Raw genomic sequence first — 25,448 nt, 5'->3', positions numbered from 1 at the left:
GATGCGTCGCGTTGTAGTTACCGGCATGGGGATTGTCTCCAGCCTCGGCAGCAATCAGAAAGAAGTGGCCCAGTCACTGCGGGATTCCCGCTCCGGCATCGCGTTCAGCGAGGAAGCCAAGGAAAACGGACTGCGCAGCCACGTTGCAGGCCACATCGGCCTTAACCTTCCGGACCTGATCGATCGCAAGATCTATCGCTTCATGTGCCCGGCCGCAGGTTACACCTACCTGGCCATGCAGGAAGCCATTGAACAGGCCGGCCTGACCGATGAGCAGGTTCGCGCCAACACCACCGGCGTGGTCTGTGGTACCGGCGGTGCCTCCACCGTTGAACTGATCGATGCCATCGACACCCAGCGGGCCAAAGGCATCCGCCGGGTTGGCCCGTATCGCGTGCCGCGCACCATGGGCAGCGCCATCAACGCTTCCCTGGCAACCGCGTTCGGCATCACCGGCATCAACTACGGCATCACCTCTGCGTGTGCCACCAGTGCCCACTGCATCGGCCATGCCGCCGATCAGATCGCCCTGGGCCGCCAGGATGTCATGTTCGCCGGCGGTGGTGAGGACATTCACTGGACCCTGAGCCTGATGTTTGACGCCATGGGCGCCCTGTCGACCAAGTACAACGACACGCCGGAGCTGGCTTCACGTACTTACGACGCCAACCGCGACGGCTTTGTCATTTCCGGTGGTGGCGGGATTCTCGCCCTGGAAGCGCTGGAACACGCCGAAGCACGTGGCGCCAACATTCTGGCCGAGATCGTCGGTTTCGGCGCAACGTCCGATGGCGCGGACATGGTCGCTCCGAGTGGTGAGGGCGCCGTGCGCTGCATGAAGCAGGCCATGGCCAATGTCGATGGTGAGATCAGCTATATCAACACCCACGGCACGTCCACACCGGCCGGCGACATCACCGAACTGAAGGCCCTGAAGGAAACCTTTGGCGACAACATTCCGCCACTGAGCTCCACCAAGCCCCTGTGTGGCCATGCCCTGGGCGCGGCGGGCGTGCACGAAGCCATCTACTCGCTGATCATGCAGCGCGAAGGCTTCCTGGCACCGTCCGCCAACATCCAGGATCTGGACGAAGGCGCCGAAGGCTACCCGATCGTGCGCGAACGCCAGGACAACCAGAATCTGGACCTGGTGATGAGCAACAGCTTCGGGTTCGGCGGCACCAACGCCACCCTGGTGTTCAAGAAAGTCTGACGGAGCGGTATTCAGCCGGGGAAGTGCCCATCCAGCGCTTGAAAGCCCGGCTGAATGCGCTCAGTTCCGAAAAACCAAGCTGCTCGGCAATTTCCACCAGCGGCTTGGTTTTATCCCGCATATAGGTGAGCGCCCGCTCACGACGCACCTGCTCCAGCAAAGAAGCAAAGGTAACGCCTTCCTGACGCAGCTTCTTGTGCAGCGTGTACCGGCTCATATTCAACTGGCCGGCGACGGTTTCCACACCCACTTTGCCACGCTCCAGCTGAACCAGGATCAGCGAGCTGACCCGCGCACCCAGCGGACGCTTTGATGATTCAGGCTTCAGAGGGTCTGATGCCATGCGTATTCCTCCCACATCAATAACAATGGCAACTTATCATTCTGGCAATCAGCGTACACATGTTCGCCGAAAATAATCAATAGGACTTTTGAAGACCGCCATTCGGTTATGACGACTTCCCTCGGCACTTGAAGTTTTCCATAATGCCCGGATCTTTATGACCCTTCGATTAACTCCGACCTTTCTGGAGAGACCATGAACACCCCGGAACTGCTGGCGCCAGCCGGAACACCCGACCACCTGGAAACCGCCTTTGCCTATGGCGCCGATGCCGTTTACGCCGGTCAGCCCCGCTATTCACTGCGCGTGCGCAACAACAGCTTCAAAGACATCGAAGCGCTGGCTGGCGGCATTAACCGGGCCCACGAACTCGGCAAGCAGTTCTATCTGGTCTCCAACATTGCCCCGCACAACAACAAGGTGCGCAGTTACCTGCGGGACCTGGAACCGATTATCGAACTGGGCCCGGACGCACTGATCATGTCCGACCCCGGCCTGATCATGCTGGTCAGGGAACGCTGGCCGGACCAGCCCATCCACCTGTCCGTCCAGGCCAATGCTGTGAACTGGGCCACGGTCGAGTTCTGGCGGCGCCAGGGCATCAGCCGGGTCATCCTGTCCCGCGAACTGGCCCTGGATGAAATCCGCCAGATCCGGGACAAAGTGCCGGAGATGGAACTGGAGGTCTTTGTCCATGGCGCCTTGTGCATGGCCTATTCCGGCCGCTGCCTGCTGTCCGGCTACATGAACCACCGGGACGCGAATCAGGGCGCCTGTACCAACGCCTGCCGCTGGAACTACAAGGAAGTGGCCCACAGCCACGACCAGACCGGCGACCTGATTGCCTCCTCCGCCGACGCACCGGTCGGACAGGTGGAACCCAGGGAAATCCTGCTGGAAGAGCCCAACCGCCCGGGCGGTTTTATTCCGGCCTATGAGGATGAGCACGGCACCTACATCATGAACTCCAAGGACCTGCGCGCCGTCCAGCACGTGGCGGAACTGGTCAAAATGGGGGTTCACTCCCTGAAAATCGAAGGGCGCACCAAGAGCACCTATTACGTGGCCCGCACCACCCAGGTCTACCGCCAGGCGATTGACGATGCCGTCGCCGGAAAACCCTTCGACATGGGCATGATGGATGAGCTCGAAGCCCTGTCGAACCGTGGCTACACCGAAGGCTTCCTGCGTCGCCATGTGCCCCAGGAATACCAGACCTACGAGCAGGGCTCTTCCTACCTTGGCACCCAGCAGGTGGTTGGTACCGTGGCCGAACAGGACGGCCAGTGGCTGACCATTGAGGTGAAAAATCGCTTCGCACCGGGCGACACCCTGGAACTGATCACTCCGGAGGGCAACCTGCGCTTTTCCGCCAACATCATGGAGAACCGCAAGGGTGAACCCATGGAATACGCACCGGGCAGCGGTCATGTGGTGCGCATCCCCCGGCCGGAGGGCCTGCCAGCGTCCCTGGACCGCAGCTACCTGACCCGGATTCTGCCGGAAAACAACTGACAGCCCGGGACGCGAGCGGGGAGGTCTTTCCAAAACACGCTGTAAATACATCCCTGTAGCGCTCGGGCTCCGCCATCCCTGGCTCCGCACGGTTTTGGAAAGACCTCCCCGCTCACTCCCTGAGACGCTGTGCAAGATGGGGCTATAACCGCTATTAAGGTATACTTTCCCCGGGATCAATTTAATACCTGACTATTTTACTCTGGTATTGTATAATCACTCGCCAGAAGCAACGGGGCAGCCCTTCAGGCCCGGCCCCGTTCATCCATAAAGCGATTGCAGGGCGTAACCTGAAACAGGACGGGCCGCTGCAGCACCAGGGCCCGAAGCCCTCGATGAGAGAATTGACGGAGCGACGATCATGGCGACCACCGACACAGAGGTGAAAGAGCTGATCAAACGGGAATACGAACACGGTTTCGTGACTGAAATCGAAGCCGACACGTTCGAACCCGGTCTCAACGAAGACGTTATCCGCCGCCTGTCCAAGGTGAAGCAGGAGCCGGAATTCATGCTGGAGTGGCGTCTGAAAGCCTATCGTCGCTGGCTGGAGATGGACGACCCCACTTGGGCCCACGTGGACTACCCGGAGATCGACTACAACGCCATCTCCTACTATTCGGCGCCCAAGAAACAGGAAGACATGCCCCAGAGCCTGGACGAAGTGGATCCGGAGCTGCTGCGCACCTACGAGAAACTGGGCATTCCCCTGCACGAGCGCGAGAAGCTCGCAGGCGTGGCCGTGGATGCGGTGTTCGATTCGGTATCGGTAGCGACCACGTTCAAGGAGCAACTGGCCGAGGCCGGCGTGATCTTCTGCCCGATTTCCGAGGCCGTCCAGAAATACCCGGAACTGGTGGAAAAATACCTGGGCTCGGTGGTGCCCGCCGGCGACAATTTCTTCGCCGCCCTGAACTCCGCGGTCTTCTCCGACGGCTCGTTCGTCTACATACCCAAAGGCGTTCGCTGCCCGCTGGAGCTGTCCACCTATTTCCGGATCAACGCAGCCAACACCGGCCAGTTCGAGCGAACGCTGATCGTCGCCGACGAAGGCAGTTACGTCAGCTACCTGGAAGGCTGCACCGCCCCCATGCGCGACGAAAACCAGCTACACGCCGCTGTCGTGGAACTGGTGGCCCTGGGCGATGCCCAGATCAAGTACTCCACCGTCCAGAACTGGTACCCGGGTGATGAGCACGGCAAGGGCGGCATCTACAACTTCGTGACCAAGCGCGGCGCCTGCCTGGGCAAGAATTCCAAGATTTCCTGGACCCAGGTGGAAACCGGTTCCGCCGTCACCTGGAAGTACCCGAGCTGCATTCTCAAGGGTGAGAACAGTGTTGGCGAATTCTACTCCGTGGCACTGACCCACAACTACCAGCAGGCGGACACCGGCACCAAGATGATTCACCTGGGCAAAAACACCCGGAGCACGATCATCTCCAAGGGTATCTCCGCCGGCCGCAGCTCCAATGCCTACCGCGGACTGGTGAAATTCCAGCCCGGCGCGGAAGGGGCGCGCAACTACACCCAGTGTGACTCGCTGCTGATTGGCGACCGCTGTGGCGCGCACACCTTCCCGTACATTGAGAGCAAAAACAAATCCGCCATCGTCGAGCACGAGGCTACCACCTCCAAGGTGAGTGACGAGCAGATGTTCCTGTGCCGCCAGCGCGGCATCGACCCTGAGCAGGCCGTTTCCATGATCGTGAACGGCTTCTGCAAGGAAGTGTTCAAGGAACTGCCCATGGAATTTGCCGTGGAAGCAGGCAAACTGCTGGAAGTCAGCCTCGAAGGGTCCGTCGGTTAACCGTGACGCGGCACCGGCAAGAGTTTACATTCAAACAGAATTGCAGATGACAGAGAGACGCCATTCATGCTGAGCATCAAAAACCTGCACGCATCCGTTGAGGGTGAGGAAATCCTCAAGGGCATCAACCTGGAGATCAAGGCCGGCGAGGTACACGCCATCATGGGCCCGAACGGCTCCGGCAAGAGCACGCTGTCACAGGTTCTCGCGGGCAACGAAACCTTTGAGGTGACCGAAGGCGAGGTCACCCTCAATGGTGAAAACCTGCTCGAACAGGAAACCGAAGAGCGGGCCCGCGAAGGCGTCTTCCTGGCATTCCAGTACCCGGTGGAAATTCCCGGTGTCAGCAACCTGCAGTTCCTGCGCACTGCCGTTAACGCCAAGCGCAAGCATCGTGGCGAGGAAGAACTGAACGCAGCCGAGTTCATGAAGCTGGCCAAAGACGTTTCCCGCCAGGTGGACCTGGACCCGTCCTTCCTGAAACGGGGCGTCAACGAAGGCTTCTCCGGCGGCGAGAAAAAACGCAACGAGATCCTGCAGGCACTGCTGCTGGAACCGAAACTGGCGATCCTGGACGAAACCGACTCTGGGCTCGACATCGACGCCCTGAAGGTGGTGTCTGACGGCGTCAACGCCCTGCGCTCTGAAGACCGGGCCATCCTGATGGTGACCCACTACCAGCGCCTGCTGAACCACATCGTGCCCGACTATGTGCACGTGCTGGCCGGCGGTCGGATCATCAAGTCCGGCGGACGTGAACTGGCCCTGGAACTGGAAGAGAAAGGTTACGGCTGGCTGGGCGTGAAAGACGACGACGCCAGCAACTGATCGGGAGGTCGCGGAATGAAAACAGCACCCATGCTATCCAGCGCCTTCCTGCATCCGGCGGGCCAGACGCTGCCGGAACCGTTACTGGCGCTGCGCAGGGAGCGGGCCGGCAGGCTCGTGGACATGCCCCTGCCCACCCGCAAAACCGAGAACTGGAAATACTCCAGCCGGCACCTGAAACTGGCCGACGACATGGCCATTTCCCTGCCGGTCGGCGGCAAAACCGGTCACAGCCTGGCGGTGCCCGGGTACAAGGTCGTGTTTGTCAACGGCGTGATGATTCCGGAAGCCAGCGAGTTCCCGGACTTTGACGGCCTGAGCATCCGCAGTTTCAATGACCTGCCGGAAGAAGACGCCGGCAAACTCGCGGACCGGCTCGGCAGCACCCTGGATCCCAAACAGGTGCAGTTCGCCCATCTCAATGGTGCCCGTTTTGAAGATGGCCTGCTGATCCAGCTCAAACCCGGCGCGGTCCTGGATCAGCCATTGTTCGTGATTCACGAGACCGTCGGCGACGCCAGTGGCTCCGCCTACCCGCGGGTGTTTGTCGACGCCGGCGCCAACAGCCAGATGACCCTGGTGGAAGAGTACATTTCCGACGGCGATGCGCCGGTACTGGTGGATACCGTAACCGAGTTCAACCTGGCCGACGGCGCCAACCTGACCAGCATCCGCCTGAACATGGAAGGCGAGAATGTTCAGCACATCGGCGCCACCGGCGTGGTCCAGCAACGCAACTCCCGCTTTGAAAGCCACTGCGTGGGCTTTGGCGGCCCCTTGCGCCGGCACGACCTGCAGGTGCGACTGGAAGGCGAAGGCGCGGAAACCAAGCTCAATGGCGTAGTGGTCACTCAGGGCAAGCAGCACTATGACAACCACACCTCTATTGACCACGTAGCCGCGCACTGCAACAGCGAGGAAACCTATCGCAACATTGCAGCGGATGAGTCCCATGCCGTGTTCAATGGCCGCATCCATATCCATCAGGATGCCCAGCAGTCGAATGCGGACATGAACAACAAGAATCTGCTGCTCTCCAGCAAGGCGGAAATCGACACCAAGCCGGAACTGGAAATCTACGCCGACGACGTCAAGTGTGCCCACGGTGCCACCATCGGCCAACTGGACCGCATTGCACTGTTCTATCTGGTATCCCGGGGTATCGGCCGGCGCCAGGCCAACGTCCTGCTGACCATGGCCTTCATCAACGAACTGGTCGAGCAGATTCCGGTGGAAGCCGTCCGGGAAACCGCCCAGACACGGCTGAACGAATTCTTTGAGCAGACTTTTATCGAGGAGAACTGAGGGCGATGAGCGACCTGTCCACGGCTAACCCCAGCAGGGCCAAAGGCTTTGATGTCCAGGCCATCCGCCGGGACTTCCCGATCCTGTCCCAGGAGGTCAACGGCAAGCCCCTGGTGTATCTGGACAACGGAGCCTCCGCCCAGAAGCCACAGGCTGTTCTGGACGCCATGGACCGCTATTACCGGGAAATGCACTCGAACGTGCACCGGGGAGCCCACACACTGGGTGATCGCGCAACCACGGCATTTGAGGGCGCACGTGAGACGGTTCGTCGCTTCCTCAACGCCGGCAGCACCCGGGAAATCATCTGGACCCGGGGCACCACCGAAGCCATCAATGTGGTGGCCAACGGCCTGGCACCGCGCCTGAAAGAAGGCGACGAAATCCTCGTCAGCCACATGGAGCACCACGCCAACATTGTGCCCTGGCAGATGATTGCCGAACGCACCGGCGCCAAGGTGATCCCCATTCAGGTGACCCCCGAAGGCGAGCTGGACCTGGATTCGTTCAACAGCCTGCTCAACGAGCGCACCCGGATCCTGGCTCTTGCCCACGTGTCTAACGTGCTGGGCACGGTGAACCCGGTGGCGCCGCTGATCGAGCAGGCCAAGAAATTCGGTGTCCTGACCCTGCTGGACGCAGCCCAGGCGGTCCCTCACTTCCAGCCGAACATGCAGGAACTGGGCTGTGACTTCTATACCTTCTCGTCACACAAACTGTTCGGGCCCACCGGCATTGGTGTGCTCTACGGCCGCGCCGAGCTGCTGGAAGAGATGCCGCCTTACCAGGGCGGCGGCGAGATGATTGAGCGGGTGTCCTTTGAGCGTACCACCTGGAATGTCCTGCCCTACAAATTCGAGGCGGGCACGCCGGCCATCGCCGAAGCCGTCGGGCTGGGTGCGGCCATCGACTATCTGAATGCCCTGGATCGCCCGGCCATGGAAGCGGCGGAAATGGCCCTTCTGGAGCGCGCCAACGAGCTGGTACCCAGTGTGCCGGGGCTGAAAATCCTCGGTAATGCGGCCCGTAAAGTCCCGGTTCTGTCGTTCACACTCGAAGGCCTGCACCCCAGCGATCTGGGCACCCTGCTGGACCAACAGGGCATCGCCATCCGCACCGGGCATCACTGTGCCATGCCGCTGATGGATTTCTACGGAGTTCCCGGCACAGCCAGGGCCTCGTTCGCGTTCTATAATACGCTGGATGAGGTCGATCAATTGTTCGCAGGCCTGCAGAAAATCCAGCGTCTGTTTACCTGAGGAGGTGGAAACATGACAGCCGAAGTCTTCACCCCGAATGAAGTGACCGTGACCATGACCCCGAGCGCGGTCAAACACGTTCGCAAGCAACTGGACAAGAAGCCGGATGCCAAGGGTATTCGCCTGGCCATCAAGAAAAGCGGCTGCTCCGGTTTCAAGTACGAGACCCAGTGGGTCGAGACGCCCGCGACGGATGATCGTATTTTTGCCATCGACGGCGTGGATGTGTACGTGAAGGAAGAACACCTGCCGCTGGTCAACGGCATTGAAATCGATTTTGTCACCGAGGGCGTGAACTCCCTGTTCCGCTTCAACAACCCCAACGCCACGGCGGAGTGTGGTTGCGGCGAAAGCTTCACGGTGGCATGAAACGCTCAGAATGAGGGCTGATTGAGTATGCAAGAACGGGAAGTTGTCCTGACCAAGCGCGAAGTCGAGGCACGTCTGGTACCCTCCGGAACCGAGATCATGATTCCGTCGGATACCTTCGTGACCATCACCCAGTCACTCGGTGGCACCTTCACCGTGGCGGTGAACGGTAACCTCGCGCGCGTGGAAGGCCACGACGCGGACGCGCTGGGCAAGCAGCCCCTGGAAAGCAGCTTTGAAACGCCGGAAGACGGCACCGTCAACGAAAACCAGGTATGGGAAGCCCTGCGTAACTGCTATGACCCGGAAATCCCGGTCAACGTGGTGGATCTGGGCCTGATTTACGAGTGCAACATTGAAAACGGCGGCGAGGAAGGCAATCACATCTACATCCGCATGACCCTCACCGCCGCCGGCTGCGGCATGGGTCCGGTGATCACCGACGACGTCAAACGCAAGGTGGAGCACGTGCCCAATGTCGACAAGGTCACCGTAGAGCTCACGTTTGACCCGCCCTGGAGCAACGACATGCTCACCGATGAAGCAAAACTCGAACTCGGGATGCTTTAACCAGCGCCCGGGCCGCTGAAACACACTGACTGACACAGACAGCCATGACCGCCAGCAAAGAACAGTTTCTGAACAACCCCCTGGGGCAGAAAACGACACTGGAAGACGTTCTGGACGACTTCGATTTTCTCGATGACTGGGAAGAGCGTTACGCCTACATCATCGACCTGGGCAAGCAGTTGCCCGAGTTCCCCGAGGACGAGCGCGTCGAGAAGAATTACGTGCATGGCTGCCAGAGCCAGGTCTGGCTGATTCACCACCAGGATCCGGAAACCGGCAGGCTCTATCTGCTGATCGACTCCGACGCCATGATTGTACGCGGGCTGGCCGCGATCATCCTGGTGGCCCTGAATGCCAAGACACCCCGGGACCTGCTGGCCACAGATATCGACGAACTGTTCGAACGGCTGGACCTGTTCCGACACATTTCCCCGACCCGGGGCAACGGCCTGCGCGCCATGGTCGGCAAGATCCGGGACATCGCGGCCGCCGAAGCGGCCTGATCACCAGATAATGGCGATATCATCACGCTGAATGTTCACCTGCCCGGAATGCCGGGGCATCTGCCCTGTGCTGAAATCCGGGTGAACGTTATTCAGCGTGATGGCCACCCCCGCATCGGTCAGTTCCGGTGTGCCATTCAGCGAATCAAAATAACGGCGGGTCCGGTAAACATCCATCTCCACACCCGGCCGTAGACCGGCGGTTGCCCCCGATTCCAGAGTGACACGATCACCGTCCACCCGGGTAATCCGCGTCATGAATGGCTGGCAGGCCAGGCTTTCATTCACGGTGCCGACCATCCGGTCAATCACACCGGATACCGCCCTGCCCCATTGGGAGCTTTCAAAGCCCGAGGCGGAAATCCCGTCACTGCCCTGCGGGTCCCACTGGGCCGAGGTTTCAAAACGCTTGCGATAGACCGGCGAGCCTGAGAAGCCGTCGAACACCATCAACTCCACCTCAAACCGCCGGGTGGTATCGACCACGCCAATGCTCCGCTGCATCTTGTCGACGATGGAGGAGCCCCAGGCGTTGGGATCAGACAATCCCATATCCCGGATCACCCCGGATACCACAAACTGGGCCCCCAGTTCGCGGGCCAGTTGAACCACGTTGGTCAGGTGATTGGCGGCAATATTGCCCCGGGAGGTGGGTGCATCCGCCAGGTTGCCAAACAGTTGCAGGGAGGTATTGCCCAGCACCTGCAGGTTGCCTTCACGCTGGAGCCGGGCCACCAGGGCCTGGGGCAGGCGTTCGCCGGCATTATCCAGTACCTGGTTGCCACCCTGCTCAGGGGAGACAATGGGAAAACCGGTCACCGCCACCCGCTTGCGCAGCTCCCGGGCTGCACCGGCCTTACATTCATCGCCATTACCGGAAACCACATCACCACGGACAATCACCCGCAGCAGGTTGCCATTACGGAATTCATCCACCACCTCGGCATCCCGCACCGTGGCAGTGCTGGAAACCCGGGTACTGGACTGCACCAGCTCCCCGTTTTCCACCGTGTCACTGGAACTGATTCTGGCCTCGTATTGAAGCGCCAGATCACGCATGGCGGCCTGGCGGGCCTCGGCACGGGCCTGCTCGACATCGCCGTCATGGATGGTGGCGTGGCCAACGCCCTCAAGCATGGCCGCCGCCCCAAGGGCGGGCCAGAGCATCAACCAGAACAGGACTATACGCTTCATAACACTCCCGATATTCGCCGGCCGGTTTGCCGGATCAATCCAGATAATAGAGAGACTCAGCCTTGTCACCACTGCTTTGCTCATTCACCCGTTCATTGGCACGGGGGATGGGCACGCTGCACTTGTCGTGCACCGCCTCATCCGCGTACTGGGCGGCGCAGGCAATAAACGCCGATTCCAGCTTGAGCTGCATTACGGTTTCAATCACACCATCGCTGTGCTCATTGACCGCCACCACCCGGGCTCCGCGGACATAGCTGTCGACATAGGCCCGGAAACTGTCATCCTGAAGGACGAAATCATTGACGGTGGAGCGGCCAAAAATCACCGTCCCGTAGACCCGTTCCGCCAGGTTCCGGTAGGCATCCAGACGGGAGGCCCGGCGGGCCTTCAGGCGCTTGCCGGTATCCGTGCGGTCCTGATCCACGTTTTCGTAGGTGCCATAACCGCTGACCCGTACGGTAACCGGGTCAATCAACTGCTGACCAACATCTTCACGCTGACTGTCGCCAGTCGAGGCGCAGCCAGCCAGGGCAATGGCCAACGCGGGCACGAGCATCCATCGCGGCATCATAGGGTCCTGTCTCCGGAAAAAGCATTTTGGCACAACCATGAAAAAATCACGCCACATACAGCAAGCAACTGATTTACAGCGATTAAAGCCTGAACGGCGCCTGCCCGAAGGGGCCGGGCGGCAAAAAACTGCCTGTCAGACATCAACACCCGCCGGTACCCGGTTTGCCTCCGGCCACGCCGGGCCGGATAATCAATGGCTTTCACCCTGAACAGAGGATACACCGATCCATGCAATGCTATCTGGTGGGCGGCGCCGTCCGGGACAGACTACTGGGCCTGGAGGTCAAGGATCGGGACTGGGTCGTGGTTGGCGCCACCCCGGAAGACATGCTGGAGCGGGGCTTCAAGCAGGTGGGGGCTGATTTTCCGGTCTTCCTGCACCCGCAATCCCGCGAGGAATACGCGCTGGCCCGCACGGAGCGCAAGCAGGGACAGGGCTACCATGGCTTCACCGTCTACAGTGCTCCGGACGTCACCCTGGAGCAGGATCTCCTGCGCCGGGACCTGACCATCAATGCCATGGCCGAAACCGAAGACGGCGAACTGGTTGATCCCTTCAACGGCCACGACGACCTGCACTCGCGCATCCTCCGCCACGTGTCCCCGGCCTTCGCCGAGGATCCGCTGCGCATCCTGCGCACCGCGCGCTTTGCTGCCCGGTTCGAGCCTCTTGGTTTCCGGGTTGGCGAGGAGACACTGGCACTGATGCGCGACATGGTGCAGCAGGGAGAGCTGGACCACCTGGTGCCGGAACGGGTCTGGCAGGAGGTTCAGCGGGCGCTCAACGAACAGGCCCCCTGGGTATTCTGGGAGGTGCTTGAGCAGGTGGGCGCACTGCCCTCCCTGGTCCCCGAACTGGCCGGCCCGGAAACGCTGCCCTCAGCCATCAGAGCCCTGCATTGCATCCACAACCGGGACGGCGCCACCGCCCAGCGGTTCGCAGCCATGCTGTTCCCGCTGGAGGAAGACCAGGTGGTCAAACGTGCAAATGCAATGAAAGCCCCCAACGAATGCCGGGACCTCGCCGGACTGGTCTGCCGCTTCAGCCACCGGCTGCACCAACCCGACACCGGCGACATGGCGGCAGCGGATTGGCTGGCGCTGCTGGAACACGCCGATGTCTGGCGCCGCCCTGAACGGTTCGACGCCCTGCTGGAAACCCTCGGCTGCACCCTCGACGAAGATCGAAGCCCGCTGCTGAAGCGACTCCAGACCATGGCTGACCGTACCCGCGACATTTCTCCAAGGGAACTGATGGCCCAGGGTTTCAAGGGCCGGGAGTTGGGTCAGGCCATCCACCGGGAGCGTCTGGCACGTATCAATGCCCAACTGGAATCCTGACACCAGAGGAGCAAAGCATGAGCACACCTGTCGCACTGATTACCGGCGCCGCCCACCGGCTGGGCGCCGAAACCGCGAAAGCACTGCACAAACGGGGCTGGAACCTGGTGATTCACTATCGCAGCCGGGCCGAGCAGGCACGGGCTCTGGTGGAAGAGCTGAACCGGGCCCGGTCCGATTCCGCCACCTGCGTTGCCGGCGAGCTGACCAATCCCGATGACGTCGCCCGGGTGGCAGACGTTGCGGTTAAACACTGGGGCCGGCTGGACGGGCTGATCAACAATGCCTCGGTGTTCTACCCCACCCCCACCGGGACCGCCAGTGAAGACGACTGGAACCTGATTCTCAACACCAACCTGAAGGCGCCGTTCTTCCTGCTGCAGCATTGTCTGCCGGCGCTCAAAAAGGCTTCGGGCGCTGTCGTCAACATGATTGATATCTACAGCGAACGCCCGCTGCCGGACCACCCGCTTTACTGTGCCAGCAAGGCCGGGCTGGCCGCCCTCACCCGTTTCTGGGCCCGGGAACTGGCGCCGCAGATCCGGGTCAACGGTGTCTCGCCAGGGGCCATTCTCTGGCCGGAAGGAAACGACCCTATGGACGAGTCTCACCAGCAGGCCATACTCGACAAGACTGCCCTCGCCCGCACCGGCAACCCGGAAGATATTGCCGGTGCCATCACCTATCTGATCTGTGATGCGCCGTTCGTGACCGGGCAGATCCTGCCCGTGGACGGTGGCCGCAGCCTGAACATGTAGCGGCCGGTTTGGGCCACTTCCGGCTTTCCGGCTACAATGCCGCCTTTACTATAAAAATGGGTTGGAACGCCCGACCCAGCCATTAAACGGAGAAATACCATGCGTGATGTCGTTATTGTTGCCGCCAGGCGAACCGCCGTTGGCAGTTTTGGCGGGGGGCTGTCCAGCCTGCGCGCTGACCAGCTCGGCTCTGCGGTGATCGAGGCCATACTGGCGGAAACCGGCGTGGCCGGCGAACAGGTCAACGAAGTCATTCTTGGTCAGGTGCTGACGGCCGGTTGTGGCCAGAACCCGGCCCGTCAGGCAGCGGTGAATGCAGGACTGCCGGCGTCCACGCCCGCCATGACCATCAACAAGGTCTGTGGTTCCGGCCTGAAGGCCGTCCACATGGCGGTACAGGCCATCCAGTGCGGCGATGCCGAGCTGATGATTGCCGGCGGCCAGGAAAGCATGAGCCAGGCGCCCCACGTGCTGCCCAACAGCCGTAACGGCCAGCGAATGGGTAACTGGACCATGATCGACACCATGGTCAATGACGGTCTGTGGGATGCCTTCAATGACTACCACATGGGCGTAACCGCCGAGAACATCGTCGACAAGTACGGTATCAGCCGGGAAGAGCAGGACGCCTTCGCCGCCGCATCCCAGCAGAAAGCTGTGGCGGCACAGAAAGCCGGTTATTTCGACGACCAGATTGTTCCCATCACCATCCCCCAGCGCAAGGGCGAGCCGCTGGTCATCAGCCAGGACGAGTGCCCACGGGACGGCGTCACCGGTGAAAGCCTTGGCAAGCTGCGCCCCGCCTTCAACAAGGATGGCACTGTCACCGCCGGTAACGCCTCCTCCCTGAACGATGGCGCCGCGGCCGTGATGGTCTGCAGTGCCGACAAGGCCCGGGAACTGGGCCTGACACCGCTGGTCACCCTCAAGGCCCACGCCAACGCGGGCGTTGATCCGGCCATCATGGGCACCGGTCCCATTCCCGCCAGCCAGCGTTGTCTGCAGCGTGCCGGCTGGAGTGTGGACGACCTGGACCTGGTGGAAGCCAATGAAGCCTTTGCCGCCCAGGCCATCTCGGTCAACCGCGATCTGGGTTGGGACACCAACAAGGTCAACGTCAACGGCGGCGCCATTGCCCTGGGCCACCCGATTGGCGCCTCCGGCTGCCGGATCCTGGTTACCCTGCTGCATGAAATGAAACGCCGGGACGCCCACAAAGGTCTGGCGACCCTCTGCATTGGCGGTGGTATGGGCGTGGCGCTGGCCGTCGAGCGCTGAAACCGGTGCTGAACATTGTGCTCTACGAGCCGGAGATACCGCCCAACACGGGCAATATCATCCGGCTCTGCGCCAACACCGGCTGCCGACTGCACCTGATCGAACCCCTCGGCTTCTCCCTGGAAGACAAACAGATGCGCCGGGCCGGCCTGGATTACAGTGAATACGCCAGGGTCAATGTGCACGCCAGCTATCAGGCCTTTCTGGATTCCGAACAGCCAGGGCGGCTGTTCGGGCTAACCACACACGGCTCCCATCCCTATCACCAGACCCGCTTCCGCGAGGATGACTACCTGATGTTCGGACCAGAGACCCGCGGCCTGCCTCCGGCGGTTCGGGATGCCCTGGCCAACGGCCATCGCCTGCGTATTCCCATGCGCCCGGAAAGCCGCAGCCTCAACCTGTCCAACGCGGTGGCGCTGGTCACCTACGAAGCCTGGCGCCAGCTGGGCTTTGACGGCGCTGTCTGACGCCCGATCAGGCATAAAAAAACCGGCCACCCGGGCCGGTTTTGTTTTTCGGCAGAACTGAAATCAATCAGTGCGCCTTGTCTTCCGCCGACTCACCGTTGGCTTCTTCCTGCTTGCGCTTGAGCGCCTGGGCGTAGATGGCATCAAAGTTCACCGGCGCCAGCATCAGTGCCGGGAAGCTGCCCTTGTTGACGATACCGTCGATGGCCTCGCGGGCATAGGGGAACAGTACCGTGGGGCAGTAGGAACCGAGCATGTGGCCGAGCTGGTTGCTCTCGATACCGGATACCATGAACACACCAGCCTGCTGGATTTCCACAATGTAGGCGGTCTTCTCGCCCAGCTTGGCAGTCACGGTCATCGACAGTACCACTTCGTACTGGTTCTCGCTGACCTGGTTGTGAGAGGTATTCAGATCCAGGCTCACTTGCGGCTTCCACTGCTCCTGGAAAACCGTCGGGGAGTTCGGGGATTCAAACGACAGGTCCTTCACGTAGATACGCTGAAGGGCGAACTGGGGTTGGCTCTGGTTTTCGTTGCCTGCGGCTTGCTGGTTCTCAGCCATGATCAATCCTTTCGTTAATACGGAGCGGGACAAGCCCGTTGTTAAAGTCACTGGGCCGGAAGGGCGTTGGCGGTTCCGGCGAAATCACAGGATGAAACAGTGCGGCAGATCCGGGCCCGGATCAAGCCCTGTTACTTTTTGACCAGCGGCAGGTTGGCGCCTTTCCAGTCTGCGATACCACCGTTCAGGCGGGCCACATTGTTCAGGCCGTGGGCATTCAGTTGCTTGACCGCCATGGCCGAGTGCTGGCCCATCTTGTCCACCACCACAATCTGCTTGTCCTTGAACTTGTCGAGTTCACTGGCCCGGCTTTTGATGCCGCTCAGCGGAATATGGACGGCCCCGGTAATGTGTCCCTCACCGAAGTCCTTGCGATCGCGGATATCAACCACCACCGCCTCGTCCTTGTTCATCATGCCCACCAGCGCCTGGGACGACACCTTGGCACCGCCGCGCCGCGTCTCCAGAAACAGGATGGCGAGGAGAAACGCCACAAACAATGACGCCAGAATGTAGTGATTCACAACGAATTCAAACAAGCGATCCATGAAACTGCCCTGACAAAATTTGGTTTGGCCGGATTATACACAGCCGGGCCGGGTCAAAGAAGGAGGGGAAGGCAAGCCATCCGCCCCGGGCGCCGCACCGTCTATCGTCCATGGCTTGTGAGAATGAAAACGGTTAGAATCTGCACTCCCTGTCGACAACCAACCGGACGAAGTGATGACCGAGATGCGCAAGCCTACTGCACTGATCATTCTGGACGGCTGGGGCCATCGTGACCCGGCCGAAGACAACGCCATCTCCAGAGCCAATACCCCTTTCTGGGACAAGATCTGGCAGCAGCAGCCCAAGACACTGATCAACACCTCAGGCATGTTTGTCGGCCTGCCACAGGGCCAGATGGGTAACTCCGAGGTTGGCCACATGAATCTCGGCGCCGGCCGGGTGGTTTACCAGAGCCTGACCCGCATAGACAAAGACCTGGAAGACGGCGTTTTTCAGAGCAACAAGGCCCTGTGCAAGGCCATCGACAAAGCCGTCAACAATGGCCGGGCCGTACACCTGATGGGCCTGCTCTCCCCGGGTGGCGTACACAGTCACGAAGACCACATTCTGGCCGCTGCCGAAATGGCAGCCAGTCGCGGCGCCACGGAAGTCTATATTCACGCCTTCCTGGATGGCCGGGACATGCCTCCGCGCAGCGCCCGCCCGTCACTGGAAAAAGCGGCCGCCAAGATGAAAAGCCTGGGCGTCGGCCGGGTCGCCACTATTGTTGGCCGTTACTTCGCCATGGACCGGGACAACCGATGGGACCGTGTTGAACAGGCTTACAACGCCATAACCCTGGGTGAAGCCGAATATACCTTCGAGGATCCGGTCAGCGCCCTTGAGCAGGCATACGAACGCGGTGAAAACGACGAATTCGTCAAAGCCACCCGTATTCACAGGGAAGGCGAGCCGGCGGGTACGGTCAATGACGGCGATGCCGTGCTGTTCATGAATTTCCGCGCTGACCGGGCCCGGGAGATGACCCGGACGTTCGTGGAAGACGATTTCGACGGCTTTACCCGCCGCAAGCACCCGTCACTGGCCGACTTCGTCATGCTGACCGAGTACGCAGCCGACATCCGGACCAGTTGCGCCTACCCGCCGGAGAAACTGGTGAACGGGCTGGGCGAATACATTGCCAAACAGGGCAAGACCCAACTGCGCATTGCCGAAACCGAGAAATACGCGCACGTCACCTTCTTCTTCAACGGTGGTCTGGAAACCCCGTTTGAGGGGGAGGACCGCATCCTGGTGCCCTCGCCCAAGGTGGCCACCTATGACCTCAAACCGGAAATGAGCGCACCGGAGGTCACCGACAAACTGGTCGAAGCGATCCACAGCGGCAAATACGACCTGATCGTCTGCAACTACGCCAACGGCGACATGGTGGGCCATACCGGCAGCCTGGATGCAGCCGTAAAGGCGGCGGAGTGCCTGGATCAGTGCGTCCAGCGGGTGGTCGAAGCCCTTGACGAAGTGGGCGGCGAATCGCTGATCACCGCCGATCACGGCAACTGCGAGCAAATGACCGACCCCAATTCCGGGCAGTTGCACACCTCCCATACCGTTGGTCCCGTGCCGCTGGTCTATACCGGCCCGCGCAGGATCCATCTGAAAAACGATGGCAGCCTGAGTGACATCGCCCCCTCGCTGCTTTCACTGATGGATACCCCGCAGCCGAAGGAAATGACCGGGCACAGCCTGGTTCAGTTCGACTGATCCGGAACACAGGCGGCATCTTGAGCTCTCTTCGAACACTGGCCCTGGCCCTGGTACTGACCGGGGCCCAGGCCGCCAGCGCACAACAGGAAGTGACGCCCGAGCAGGTGGAGGAACTCAAGGAGCAGATTGCTGACATCGACGAGTGGCTGGCCGATGCCGAGGAGGACCGCTCCAGCCTGGAACAGCAACTGGCGAAGAGCGAACGCCGGATCAGCGACCTGACCCGGGAACGCCGGGAACTGCGCCAGAAAGCCAGCGAGCAGGAAAACCGGCTGGCCGAACTGCGTCAGAAAGAGCAGGAACTCACCAGCACACTGAAGCAGCAGCGAAAGGGCCTGGAAAAACAGATACGTGCCGCCTGGATGGAAGGTGATGCGCCTTCGTTACGGGTGCTGCTGAATGAAATCGAACCGGGCAAAATCGCCCGGACCATGACCTACTACGAATACCTCGGCCGCGACACTGTGAAAAGGCTGGAGGCCTTCCGCCAGAGCCTGGCTGACCTCAGGGCCACCCAGGCCGATGTCCAGGCCACCCGAACCCGCCTGGCCCGAACCGAGTCCGACCTTGAGCAACGCCAGAAATCCCTTCAGGAAAGCCGTGCCGAGCGCGAACAGACACTTGCAGCCCTGAACCAGGACATCCGTAGCCGCCAGGACGAACGCAAGGATCTGGAAGCCGACCGCAAACGCCTCGAGCAGTTGCTGGAAGAGGTGCAGCAGGCCATTGCCAGCATTCCCGCCCCCAATGAGAGCCGCCCCTTCAAATCGCTTCGCGACAAGCTGCCCTGGCCAGCCTCGGGCCGGGTGGTCAGCAATTTTGGCGCGAGCTACGCCGAAGGCAAGCTGCGCCGGACCGGCATTCTGATGAACACCAAGGAAGAGGCGGACGTAAAAGCCGTACACTACGGCCGAGTGGTGTTCGCCAACTGGCTCCGGGGCTTCGGCCTGATGACCATCATTGATCACGGCGACGGCTATCTGACCCTCTACGGGCACAGCAGCAGCCTGTTTACTTCGCCGGGCGACTGGGTCCGGGCCGGCGAAACCATCGCACTGGCCGGGCGTACCGGCGGCACGGAGGACCCGGCCGTGTATTTCGAGGTCCGCCGCCAGGGCAAACCGATCAACCCGCTGCGCTGGCTGGGTAAGCCTTAAGGGCAGGCCCTGTCAGCAAATCCGTCACACGGACAGCCCCCTGGCTGCCAAAGGGCTGACAAACCAGGCAGTGAGCGCCATACTGTGACAATCGCAGCCGCGCGCCAACTGTCGGAAAGCAAACAGGATATGTGAATGAAACTGGCCACAAACACTCTCGGGTTCCCGCCACTACGCCGCATCGCACTGGCAGTCGGCATCTTCACTCTCTCTGTTTCGGCACTGGCCCAGGACCGCGAACTCGACAGTGAGCAGATACTTCAGGACATGGACGGCGCGAAACAGATGGAAACGCCAGCGCCTGCCCCCCGTGAGCAACTGCCCCTGGATGATCTGCGCAAGTTCACCGAGGTGTTCAGCCGGATCAAGGATGCCTACGTGGAAGACGTCTCCGACCAGCAACTGCTGGAAAGCGCCATCAAGGGCATGCTTTCAAACCTGGACCCCCATTCCGCCTACCTGGCCCCCAAGGATTACGAGGAACTGGAGGAAAGCACCTCCGGTGAATTCGGTGGCCTGGGCATCGAAGTGGGCATGGAAAACGGCTTCGTCAAAGTCATCTCCCCCATCGACGACACACCCGCCCAGCGCGCCGGCGTGCAGGCCGGTGATCTGATCATCAAGCTCGACGACAAGCCGGTTAAGGGCATGTCGCTGGAGGAAGCGGTCAAGCTGATGCGAGGCAAACCAGGCACGGTACTGACCCTGACCATCATGCGCGAGAGCCAGAATGCCCCCATCGAAATCGATGTTACCCGGGACGTCATCAAGGTCACCAGCATCAAGTCCCGGATGATCGACAACGGCTACGGCTACGTGCGGATCACCCAGTTCCAGGCCGACACCGGCCGCCAGTTCCTGGAAACCCTGGACGACATGGAAGCCGAGTACGGCAATGACCTCGACGGCCTGATCATTGACCTTCGCAACAACCCCGGCGGCGTATTGCAGGCCGCTGTGGATACCGCTGATGCCCTGCTGGACGATGGCCTGATTGTCTATACCGAGGGCCGCATCCAGAGCTCACGGCTGCGTTTTTCCGCCAAGCCCGGTGACGCCATGGCCGGCACACCGATTGTAGTCCTGATCAATGGCGGCTCGGCCTCCGCTTCGGAAATCCTGGCCGGCGCCCTGCAGGATCATGAGCGGGCGGTCGTCATGGGTACCCAGTCCTTCGGCAAGGGCAGCGTGCAGACCGTAATCCCGCTGGATGAAACCCACGCGGTCAAACTCACCACGGCCCGTTACTTCACCCCGGACGGTCGCTCCATCCAGGCCACCGGCATCGAACCGGACATTGAGGTCCGCCCGGCGGAGGTCAACGAGCTGGACAGCCAGCCGTTCTTCACCGAAGCCGACCTGCAGGGGCACCTGAAAGGCGAAAACGAAGAGCAAAACCCGCAGGGAGCGGAACAGGGCGAAGGCGAATCCGCTTCGGCCGCCAGCCGTGATTACCAGTTGCGCTCTGCCCTGAACCTCCTGAAAGGGCTGCATATCCTGAACCGCAGGGATACCGGCCAGGACGACGGGCAATGAAACTGAGTAAAGTCCTGGCGTGGCTGCTGCTCGCCATCGCACCACTGTCAGCCCAGGCGGACGGCCCGGCCGAAAGCCAGCAGCCGACCATTGCGATCATCATCGATGACATGGGGTACAACGTCACCGAGGGCCGTCGACTGGCGCAGATGGACCAACCCCTGACCCTGTCCTTCTTGCCGTTTCGCCGGCACACGGTGCAACTGGCCGAGCTGGCCCATGATCACCGCAAGGAAATCATGCTGCACGCCCCGATGGCCAACACCCGCCACATTGGTCTGGGCGCCGGCGGCCTGACGCCGGATATGGACGCCCGGGCCCTGGCCACCACACTCCGGCGGTCCCTGCAGTCCATCCCCCATGTTCAGGGCATGAACAATCACATGGGCAGCCTGCTTACCCAGCAGCTGGTCCCCATGGACAGCATCATGCAGGAGTTGAACCGGTACCCGGTGTACTTTGTCGACAGCCGGACCATTGCCAGCTCCATCGCCGGAGAAGTGGCCAAGGTTTACCGGATTCCCAGCATGACCCGGGACGTCTTCCTGGATCATCAGCAAACCGAGGAATTTGTTGACCAGCAGTTCAAGGAGTTGATCCGCATTGCCCGCAAAAGAGGCACAGCCATTGGCATCGGCCACCCCCATAAGGTGACCGTGGACTACTTGGAGAAGCATCTGCCCATGCTGGACAAGGAAGGGATCGCGGTTGCCACCGTCAGTGGCCTGTGGGCCATTCGCAATGGCAACCGGCAGATGTTTGCAAAGGGAGAAAAACAGCCGGTAAAGCCGGCCTACGCCCACAAGCTCCGGAGCCTGACCGGCGCTGACTGAGTCCGGGCCAGTCAGTCCCGGACTTCAATACCCCGTGCTTTCATGAAGGCTTTGGCCTCGGGAATACTGTGCTGGCCAAAGTGGAAGATGGAGGCGGCCAGAACAGCATCCGCTCCGCCTTCGGTCACACCGTCCGCCAGATGCTCAAGCTCCCCCACTCCGCCAGAGGCAATCACCGGAACCGCCACAGCATCACTGATGGCGCGGGTCAGCTCCAGATCAAAGCCGACCTTGGTGCCGTCCCGGTCCATACTGGTGAGCAGCAGTTCCCCTGCCCCCAGCTGCACCATTTTCCTCGCCCACTCGATGGCATCCAGAGCAGTGGGCTTGCGGCCGCCATGGGTGAAAATCTCCCAGCGCGGTGCTTCGCCCTCGGCGCTGACCCGTTTGGCGTCGATGGCGACCACAATGCACTGGCGGCCAAAGCGGTCTGCCGCCTCTTTGACGAATTCCGGGTTAAACACCGCCGCGGTGTTGATAGAGACCTTGTCCGCGCCGGCGTTCAACAGCTTGCGGATGTCCTCCACGGTGCGGACGCCGCCGCCCACGGTCAGCGGAATAAAGACTTCCGCCGCCATACGCTCGACGGTTTCATAGGTGGTGTCGCGGCTTTCGTGACTGGCGGTAATATCGAGGAAGGTGATCTCATCCGCGCCCTGTTCGTTGTACCGGCGGGCCACTTCCACGGGATCACCAGCATCCCGGATATCCACGAAGTTGACGCCTTTTACAACCCGGCCCTTGTCCACGTCCAGGCAGGGGATGATGCGTTTTGCCAATGCCATGATACGCCCTCAGCTTCCCAGACTGTCGCAGTAGGCCTGGGCCTCACTGACGTCCAGGCTGCCCTCGTAGATGGCCCGGCCGGTAATGGCGCCAATCACGCCCTTGTCGGCAACGGTGGCCAGATGCTTGAGGTCGTCCATATTGGTCACGCCGCCGGACGCAATGACGGGGATACCGCCGTCCTGTGCCAGCTTGGCAGTGGCTTCCACATTAACGCCCTGCATCATGCCGTCACGGCTGATGTCTGTGTAGACGATGGCTTCAACGCCATCGTTGGCAAAGCGCTTGGCCAGATCCACCGCCTGAACCTCGGACACTTCCGCCCAGCCATCGGTGGCGACCCGGCCGTCCTTGGCATCCAGGCCAACAATAATGTGGCCGGGGAACTGTTTGCACATATCGGTGACGAAGTCCGGATCCTTGACCGCCTTGGTGCCGATAATCACCCACTGCACGCCGGCCCGCAGATAGGCTTCGATGGTCTCGGCGGAGCGGATGCCACCACCGATCTGGATCGGCAGGTTCGGATACTTCACGGCAATGGCCTCAACAATCTCGCCATTGACCGGCTCTCCGGCAAAGGCGCCGTTCAGGTCAACCAAGTGCAGTCGACGGGCGCCGGCGTTTACCCATTTGGTGGCCATTTCCACCGGGTCGTCGCCGAACACCGTGGAGTCGTCCATCCGGCCCTGGCGCAGTCTGACGCACTTGCCGTCTTTGAGATCGATTGCTGGGATAATGAGCATAGTGTTCCTCGGGCTTTTCTGCCCCGGAAATCGCTGACCGCCCACTGCTACGGGTGGCCCCTCCGGGACACGCTGTTAATACATCCCTGTACGCTTGACTGCAGCATCCATGCTGCAGACAGTCCCGGAGGGGCCACCCGCATCAGCGGGCTACTCTGTTGCTGCCCGCACACAGGTCATGAGCAGGCAGACGCTAACAGAAGCTCCTCTCAGCTTTTTCCAGTCCAGTTCGTGAAATTTTCCAGCAGTTGCAGACCTGCCCGGGCGCTTTTCTCCGGGTGGAACTGAGCCGCAAAGATGTTGTCGCGGGCGACGGCCGCCGCCACGTCCACACCGTAATGGGTACGGCCGGCCATATCGGCGTTGCCCTCGGCCTCGGCGTAGTAGCTGTGAACAAAGTAGAAACGGTCGCCGTCGGGAATGCCGTGCCAGAGAGGGTGATCCATGGTCTGCCAGACCTGGTTCCAGCCCATGTGCGGCACTTTCAGGCGCTCGCCATTTTCCGACAGGTCATCCCCGAAGTAGCGGACTTCCGACGGAAACTCACCAATGCATTCCACGCCGCCGTTTTCCTCGCTGCGGGCCATCAGGGCCTGCATGCCCACACAGATGCCGAGGAACGGACGGTCACGGGACACTTCCCGCACCAGTTCCACCACACCCAGGCGGTGCATTTCCGCCATGCAGTCGCGGATGGCGCCCACGCCGGGGAGGATCACCCGGTCCGCCTCACGAATGCGGGCGGCGTTGTCAGTGACCAGTACGGTACAGTCCGGAGCCACGTGCTCCACGGCCTTGCGGGCAGAATGAAGGTTGCCCATGCCATAGTCGATGATGGCGACGGTATTCATGTCGGTACAGATGTCCTTTGAATGCGCGGGTTACAGGGCGCCCTTGGTAGACGGGGTGACACCCGCCATGCGCTCGTCCATTTCGACAGCCACTCGCAGGGCGCGGCCGAAGGCCTTGAACACGGTTTCGATCTGGTGGTGCGTGTTCTTGCCCTTCAGGTTGTCGATGTGCAGGGTCACCATGGAGTGGTTAACGAAGCCGTGGAAGAATTCCTCGAACAGGTCCACGTCGAAACCGCCCACGCTGGCGCGGGTGTAGGGCACGTCCATGCTCAGGCCGGGGCGGCCGGAAAGGTCGAGAACCACACGGGACAGAGCCTCATCCAGCGGTACGTAGGCATGGCCATAGCGGCGGATGCCCTTCTTGTCACCAACCGCCTGTTTGAAGGCCTGGCCTAGGGTGATGCCGATGTCTTCCACCGTGTGGTGGTCATCGATGTGCAGGTCGCCCTTGCAGTTGACGGTCAGATCCACCAGGCCGTGGCGGGCAATCTGGTCCATCATGTGTTCCAGGAAAGGCACACCGGTGTCGAAGCTGGATTTGCCGGTGCCGTCGAGATTGATCTCGACGCTGATCTGGGTTTCAAGGGTATCGCGTTCTACCCGAGCCTTGCGTTCGGCCATGGTGACTCCGTGATGAATACTGGCGGTTACCAAAACTGTGAGCGCGAATTATACCTGTTAAGAGCGGCGGAGTCCCGCAAAGGCATCAATCGGGGCAATAGTTCAGAAGGCTTCCCGCAGGTTGTTCACGTAGGTATCAACCAGGGAGTTGAACTCGTGCTTGATCACCGGGCTGATTGCCAGCTTGAGCAGGCTGGGCATGGCAACGGTCAGCTCACCGCTGGTCTGAAAGCGCACGGACGTGGTCTTGCTGTCCTTGCGGGTCAGTGTCCAGGAACCACTAAACAGGGCGTTACCCTCGTCTTCGATAGGCTCCCAGGTGATTTTCCCGGCAGAGCGGTCGGTGTGGTAGCGGCAGGCGTACACGGTCTGGATGGTGTGCTTGTCCACACCCACTTCTTTCATTTCCCAGCGGTACACGCTGTCGCCCAGATCAATCAGCCGGGCGACCTTCGGGAAGTGGCTGGCCGCCTTGGGCACATCCGCCAGTAGATCGAAAACTTCATCGTAGCCTGCTGGAATATCCAGCTCCCGACTTACTTCAATCGATACATTGATGGCCACAGCCGACTCCTTCTTATGATTATGGGCACAGACAGTACGAATACCCCTGCATTCTGTCCGGACGTATTTTAACCAAGATCAGGACATTGTCATATTCCGTCACTGTCAATTTGCCAACCTTGCGTTATCCTTCGGAATATTATCCCCACTAGGGCCGGTATACGGCCGCAAGGCAGAAAA

27 protein-coding genes are annotated in these 25,448 nt (G+C 60.9%); 17 read left to right on the top strand and 10 right to left on the bottom strand.

Going from position 1 to position 25,448, the window contains the following annotated elements:
• The first annotated feature begins 1 nt into the window (after position 1).
• Positions 2–1,213: a beta-ketoacyl-ACP synthase I gene (gene fabB, locus HNR38_RS02360; RefSeq protein ID WP_183699367.1), complete on the top strand. Its 1,212-nt coding sequence runs from the start codon at positions 2–4 to the stop codon at positions 1,211–1,213.
• On the opposite strand, the gene HNR38_RS02355 is transcribed toward fabB, so the two are convergent.
• Entirely contained in the window at positions 1,200–1,556 is a 357-nt protein-coding gene (locus HNR38_RS02355; protein ID WP_183699365.1) for a helix-turn-helix transcriptional regulator, read from the bottom strand. The two genes, fabB and HNR38_RS02355, sit on opposite strands and share 14 nt — an antisense overlap.
• A gap of 195 nt (positions 1,557–1,751) precedes the next feature.
• On the opposite strand from HNR38_RS02355, the gene trhP reads away from it, so the two are divergent.
• From trhP to HNR38_RS02315, 8 genes are all read left to right on the top strand, one after another.
• Entirely contained in the window at positions 1,752–3,071 is a 1,320-nt protein-coding gene (trhP, locus tag HNR38_RS02350; protein ID WP_183699362.1) for a prephenate-dependent tRNA uridine(34) hydroxylase TrhP, read from the top strand.
• 361 nt (positions 3,072–3,432) lie between these two features.
• Positions 3,433–4,881, top strand: a complete 1,449-nt coding sequence (sufB, locus tag HNR38_RS02345; protein WP_183699360.1) for a Fe-S cluster assembly protein SufB — start codon at positions 3,433–3,435, stop codon at positions 4,879–4,881.
• 66 nt (positions 4,882–4,947) lie between these two features.
• A complete protein-coding gene (sufC, locus tag HNR38_RS02340; RefSeq protein ID WP_183699358.1) occupies positions 4,948–5,709 on the top strand; it encodes a Fe-S cluster assembly ATPase SufC in 762 nt (253 codons plus the stop codon).
• A 15-nt stretch (positions 5,710–5,724) separates the two neighbouring features.
• Entirely contained in the window at positions 5,725–7,014 is a 1,290-nt protein-coding gene (gene sufD / locus HNR38_RS02335) for a Fe-S cluster assembly protein SufD (RefSeq protein ID WP_183699356.1), read from the top strand.
• A 5-nt stretch (positions 7,015–7,019) separates the two neighbouring features.
• Positions 7,020–8,273 carry an aminotransferase class V-fold PLP-dependent enzyme gene (locus tag HNR38_RS02330; protein WP_183699354.1) on the top strand — a complete coding sequence of 418 codons (1,254 nt, stop codon included), beginning with the start codon at positions 7,020–7,022 and terminating at the stop codon, positions 8,271–8,273.
• 12 nt (positions 8,274–8,285) lie between these two features.
• Positions 8,286–8,642, top strand: a complete 357-nt coding sequence (locus HNR38_RS02325) for a HesB/IscA family protein (protein WP_183699352.1) — start codon at positions 8,286–8,288, stop codon at positions 8,640–8,642.
• 27 nt (positions 8,643–8,669) lie between these two features.
• Complete coding sequence (gene sufT / locus HNR38_RS02320; RefSeq protein ID WP_183699722.1) at positions 8,670–9,212, top strand: putative Fe-S cluster assembly protein SufT; 543 nt, start codon at positions 8,670–8,672, stop codon at positions 9,210–9,212.
• Positions 9,213–9,256: 44 nt separating this feature from the next.
• The gene (locus HNR38_RS02315; RefSeq protein WP_183699350.1) at positions 9,257–9,715 is read left to right on the top strand and encodes a SufE family protein; all 459 of its coding nucleotides are present in this window, start codon (positions 9,257–9,259) and stop codon (positions 9,713–9,715) included.
• Here HNR38_RS02315 and HNR38_RS02310 read toward each other — a convergent pair whose 3' ends face one another.
• Positions 9,716–10,909: a flagellar assembly protein T N-terminal domain-containing protein gene (locus HNR38_RS02310; protein WP_183699348.1), complete on the bottom strand. Its 1,194-nt coding sequence runs from the start codon at positions 10,907–10,909 to the stop codon at positions 9,716–9,718. It lies immediately after the preceding gene.
• 34 nt (positions 10,910–10,943) lie between these two features.
• A complete protein-coding gene (locus HNR38_RS02305) occupies positions 10,944–11,483 on the bottom strand; it encodes an LPP20 family lipoprotein (protein WP_183699346.1) in 540 nt (179 codons plus the stop codon).
• Between the two features lie 230 nt (positions 11,484–11,713).
• On the opposite strand from HNR38_RS02305, the gene HNR38_RS02300 reads away from it, so the two are divergent.
• The 4 genes from HNR38_RS02300 (at position 11,714) to trmL (ending at position 15,332) form a co-directional block, all read left to right on the top strand.
• Positions 11,714–12,826 (top strand): tRNA nucleotidyltransferase/poly(A) polymerase-related protein, encoded by a 1,113-nt coding sequence (locus HNR38_RS02300; protein ID WP_183699344.1) that lies wholly within the window; start codon positions 11,714–11,716, stop codon positions 12,824–12,826.
• A 17-nt stretch (positions 12,827–12,843) separates the two neighbouring features.
• A complete protein-coding gene (locus tag HNR38_RS02295; protein WP_183699342.1) occupies positions 12,844–13,584 on the top strand; it encodes a pteridine reductase in 741 nt (246 codons plus the stop codon).
• Positions 13,585–13,683: 99 nt separating this feature from the next.
• Positions 13,684–14,862, top strand: coding sequence for an acetyl-CoA C-acetyltransferase (locus tag HNR38_RS02290; RefSeq protein WP_183699340.1), 1,179 nt, complete (start codon positions 13,684–13,686; stop codon positions 14,860–14,862).
• Positions 14,863–14,867: 5 nt separating this feature from the next.
• Positions 14,868–15,332 (top strand): tRNA (uridine(34)/cytosine(34)/5-carboxymethylaminomethyluridine(34)-2'-O)-methyltransferase TrmL, encoded by a 465-nt coding sequence (gene trmL, locus HNR38_RS02285; protein ID WP_183699338.1) that lies wholly within the window; start codon positions 14,868–14,870, stop codon positions 15,330–15,332.
• Between the two features lie 67 nt (positions 15,333–15,399).
• Here trmL and secB read toward each other — a convergent pair whose 3' ends face one another.
• Both secB and HNR38_RS02275 read right to left on the bottom strand, forming a co-directional pair.
• On the bottom strand, positions 15,400–15,897 hold the full coding sequence (secB, locus tag HNR38_RS02280; RefSeq protein ID WP_183699336.1) for a protein-export chaperone SecB: 498 nt from the start codon (positions 15,895–15,897) through the stop codon (positions 15,400–15,402).
• 131 nt (positions 15,898–16,028) lie between these two features.
• On the bottom strand, positions 16,029–16,445 hold the full coding sequence (locus HNR38_RS02275) for a rhodanese-like domain-containing protein (protein WP_183699334.1): 417 nt from the start codon (positions 16,443–16,445) through the stop codon (positions 16,029–16,031).
• A 175-nt stretch (positions 16,446–16,620) separates the two neighbouring features.
• Here HNR38_RS02275 and gpmI point away from each other — a divergent pair, with 175 nt between their 5' ends.
• From gpmI to HNR38_RS02255, 4 genes are all read left to right on the top strand, one after another.
• Positions 16,621–18,168, top strand: a complete 1,548-nt coding sequence (gene gpmI / locus HNR38_RS02270; protein WP_221275616.1) for a 2,3-bisphosphoglycerate-independent phosphoglycerate mutase — start codon at positions 16,621–16,623, stop codon at positions 18,166–18,168.
• A 17-nt stretch (positions 18,169–18,185) separates the two neighbouring features.
• Positions 18,186–19,328 carry a murein hydrolase activator EnvC family protein gene (locus HNR38_RS02265; protein ID WP_183699720.1) on the top strand — a complete coding sequence of 381 codons (1,143 nt, stop codon included), beginning with the start codon at positions 18,186–18,188 and terminating at the stop codon, positions 19,326–19,328.
• A 135-nt stretch (positions 19,329–19,463) separates the two neighbouring features.
• Positions 19,464–20,864, top strand: a complete 1,401-nt coding sequence (locus tag HNR38_RS02260; protein WP_183699332.1) for a S41 family peptidase — start codon at positions 19,464–19,466, stop codon at positions 20,862–20,864.
• Positions 20,861–21,697: a divergent polysaccharide deacetylase family protein gene (locus HNR38_RS02255; protein ID WP_183699330.1), complete on the top strand. Its 837-nt coding sequence runs from the start codon at positions 20,861–20,863 to the stop codon at positions 21,695–21,697. The genes HNR38_RS02260 and HNR38_RS02255 overlap by 4 nt, the downstream gene beginning before the upstream one ends.
• Positions 21,698–21,708: 11 nt before the next feature.
• Here the strand turns inward: HNR38_RS02255 and hisF are convergent, their stop codons facing one another.
• From hisF to HNR38_RS02230, 5 genes are all read right to left on the bottom strand, one after another.
• Positions 21,709–22,482, bottom strand: coding sequence for an imidazole glycerol phosphate synthase subunit HisF (hisF, locus tag HNR38_RS02250; RefSeq protein WP_183699327.1), 774 nt, complete (start codon positions 22,480–22,482; stop codon positions 21,709–21,711).
• A gap of 9 nt (positions 22,483–22,491) precedes the next feature.
• Complete coding sequence (gene hisA / locus HNR38_RS02245) at positions 22,492–23,229, bottom strand: 1-(5-phosphoribosyl)-5-[(5-phosphoribosylamino)methylideneamino]imidazole-4-carboxamide isomerase (RefSeq protein WP_183699325.1); 738 nt, start codon at positions 23,227–23,229, stop codon at positions 22,492–22,494.
• 209 nt (positions 23,230–23,438) lie between these two features.
• Entirely contained in the window at positions 23,439–24,080 is a 642-nt protein-coding gene (gene hisH / locus HNR38_RS02240) for an imidazole glycerol phosphate synthase subunit HisH (RefSeq protein ID WP_183699323.1), read from the bottom strand.
• Positions 24,081–24,110: 30 nt separating this feature from the next.
• Positions 24,111–24,704, bottom strand: a complete 594-nt coding sequence (hisB, locus tag HNR38_RS02235) for an imidazoleglycerol-phosphate dehydratase HisB (RefSeq protein ID WP_183699321.1) — start codon at positions 24,702–24,704, stop codon at positions 24,111–24,113.
• A gap of 102 nt (positions 24,705–24,806) precedes the next feature.
• Positions 24,807–25,268 (bottom strand): SRPBCC family protein, encoded by a 462-nt coding sequence (locus tag HNR38_RS02230; protein ID WP_183699319.1) that lies wholly within the window; start codon positions 25,266–25,268, stop codon positions 24,807–24,809.
• Positions 25,269–25,448 lie beyond the last annotated feature (180 nt).

This window comes from Marinobacter oulmenensis, assembly GCF_014201735.1.
Taxonomy (GTDB): Bacteria; Pseudomonadota; Gammaproteobacteria; order Pseudomonadales; family Oleiphilaceae; genus Marinobacter; species Marinobacter oulmenensis.
The sequence above is the reverse complement of the archived record's forward strand: the minus strand, read 5'-3'. Positions and strand labels throughout refer to the sequence as shown.

Bases quoted from the DNA above. Each gene is read 5' to 3' on its own strand.
- hisF (WP_183699327.1), bottom strand. From the start codon at position 22,482: ATGGCATTGGCAAAACGCATCATCCCCTGCCTGGACGTGGACAAGGGC.
- gpmI (WP_221275616.1), top strand. From the start codon at position 16,621: ATGACCGAGATGCGCAAGCCTACTGCACTGATCATTCTGGACGGCTGG.
- HNR38_RS02255 (WP_183699330.1), top strand. From the start codon at position 20,861: ATGAAACTGAGTAAAGTCCTGGCGTGGCTGCTGCTCGCCATCGCACCA.
- HNR38_RS02290 (WP_183699340.1), top strand. From the start codon at position 13,684: ATGCGTGATGTCGTTATTGTTGCCGCCAGGCGAACCGCCGTTGGCAGT.
- HNR38_RS02355 (WP_183699365.1), bottom strand. From the start codon at position 1,556: ATGGCATCAGACCCTCTGAAGCCTGAATCATCAAAGCGTCCGCTGGGT.
- sufC (WP_183699358.1), top strand. From the start codon at position 4,948: ATGCTGAGCATCAAAAACCTGCACGCATCCGTTGAGGGTGAGGAAATC.
- HNR38_RS02325 (WP_183699352.1), top strand. From the start codon at position 8,286: ATGACAGCCGAAGTCTTCACCCCGAATGAAGTGACCGTGACCATGACC.
- trhP (WP_183699362.1), top strand. From the start codon at position 1,752: ATGAACACCCCGGAACTGCTGGCGCCAGCCGGAACACCCGACCACCTG.
- HNR38_RS02305 (WP_183699346.1), bottom strand. From the start codon at position 11,483: ATGATGCCGCGATGGATGCTCGTGCCCGCGTTGGCCATTGCCCTGGCT.
- sufD (WP_183699356.1), top strand. From the start codon at position 5,725: ATGAAAACAGCACCCATGCTATCCAGCGCCTTCCTGCATCCGGCGGGC.
- sufB (WP_183699360.1), top strand. From the start codon at position 3,433: ATGGCGACCACCGACACAGAGGTGAAAGAGCTGATCAAACGGGAATAC.
- HNR38_RS02275 (WP_183699334.1), bottom strand. From the start codon at position 16,445: ATGGATCGCTTGTTTGAATTCGTTGTGAATCACTACATTCTGGCGTCA.
- hisA (WP_183699325.1), bottom strand. From the start codon at position 23,229: ATGCTCATTATCCCAGCAATCGATCTCAAAGACGGCAAGTGCGTCAGA.
- HNR38_RS02295 (WP_183699342.1), top strand. From the start codon at position 12,844: ATGAGCACACCTGTCGCACTGATTACCGGCGCCGCCCACCGGCTGGGC.
- hisB (WP_183699321.1), bottom strand. From the start codon at position 24,704: ATGGCCGAACGCAAGGCTCGGGTAGAACGCGATACCCTTGAAACCCAG.
- secB (WP_183699336.1), bottom strand. From the start codon at position 15,897: ATGGCTGAGAACCAGCAAGCCGCAGGCAACGAAAACCAGAGCCAACCC.
- HNR38_RS02315 (WP_183699350.1), top strand. From the start codon at position 9,257: ATGACCGCCAGCAAAGAACAGTTTCTGAACAACCCCCTGGGGCAGAAA.
- HNR38_RS02330 (WP_183699354.1), top strand. From the start codon at position 7,020: ATGAGCGACCTGTCCACGGCTAACCCCAGCAGGGCCAAAGGCTTTGAT.
- fabB (WP_183699367.1), top strand. From the start codon at position 2: ATGCGTCGCGTTGTAGTTACCGGCATGGGGATTGTCTCCAGCCTCGGC.
- HNR38_RS02260 (WP_183699332.1), top strand. From the start codon at position 19,464: ATGAAACTGGCCACAAACACTCTCGGGTTCCCGCCACTACGCCGCATC.
- HNR38_RS02300 (WP_183699344.1), top strand. From the start codon at position 11,714: ATGCAATGCTATCTGGTGGGCGGCGCCGTCCGGGACAGACTACTGGGC.
- HNR38_RS02310 (WP_183699348.1), bottom strand. From the start codon at position 10,909: ATGAAGCGTATAGTCCTGTTCTGGTTGATGCTCTGGCCCGCCCTTGGG.
- hisH (WP_183699323.1), bottom strand. From the start codon at position 24,080: ATGAATACCGTCGCCATCATCGACTATGGCATGGGCAACCTTCATTCT.
- sufT (WP_183699722.1), top strand. From the start codon at position 8,670: ATGCAAGAACGGGAAGTTGTCCTGACCAAGCGCGAAGTCGAGGCACGT.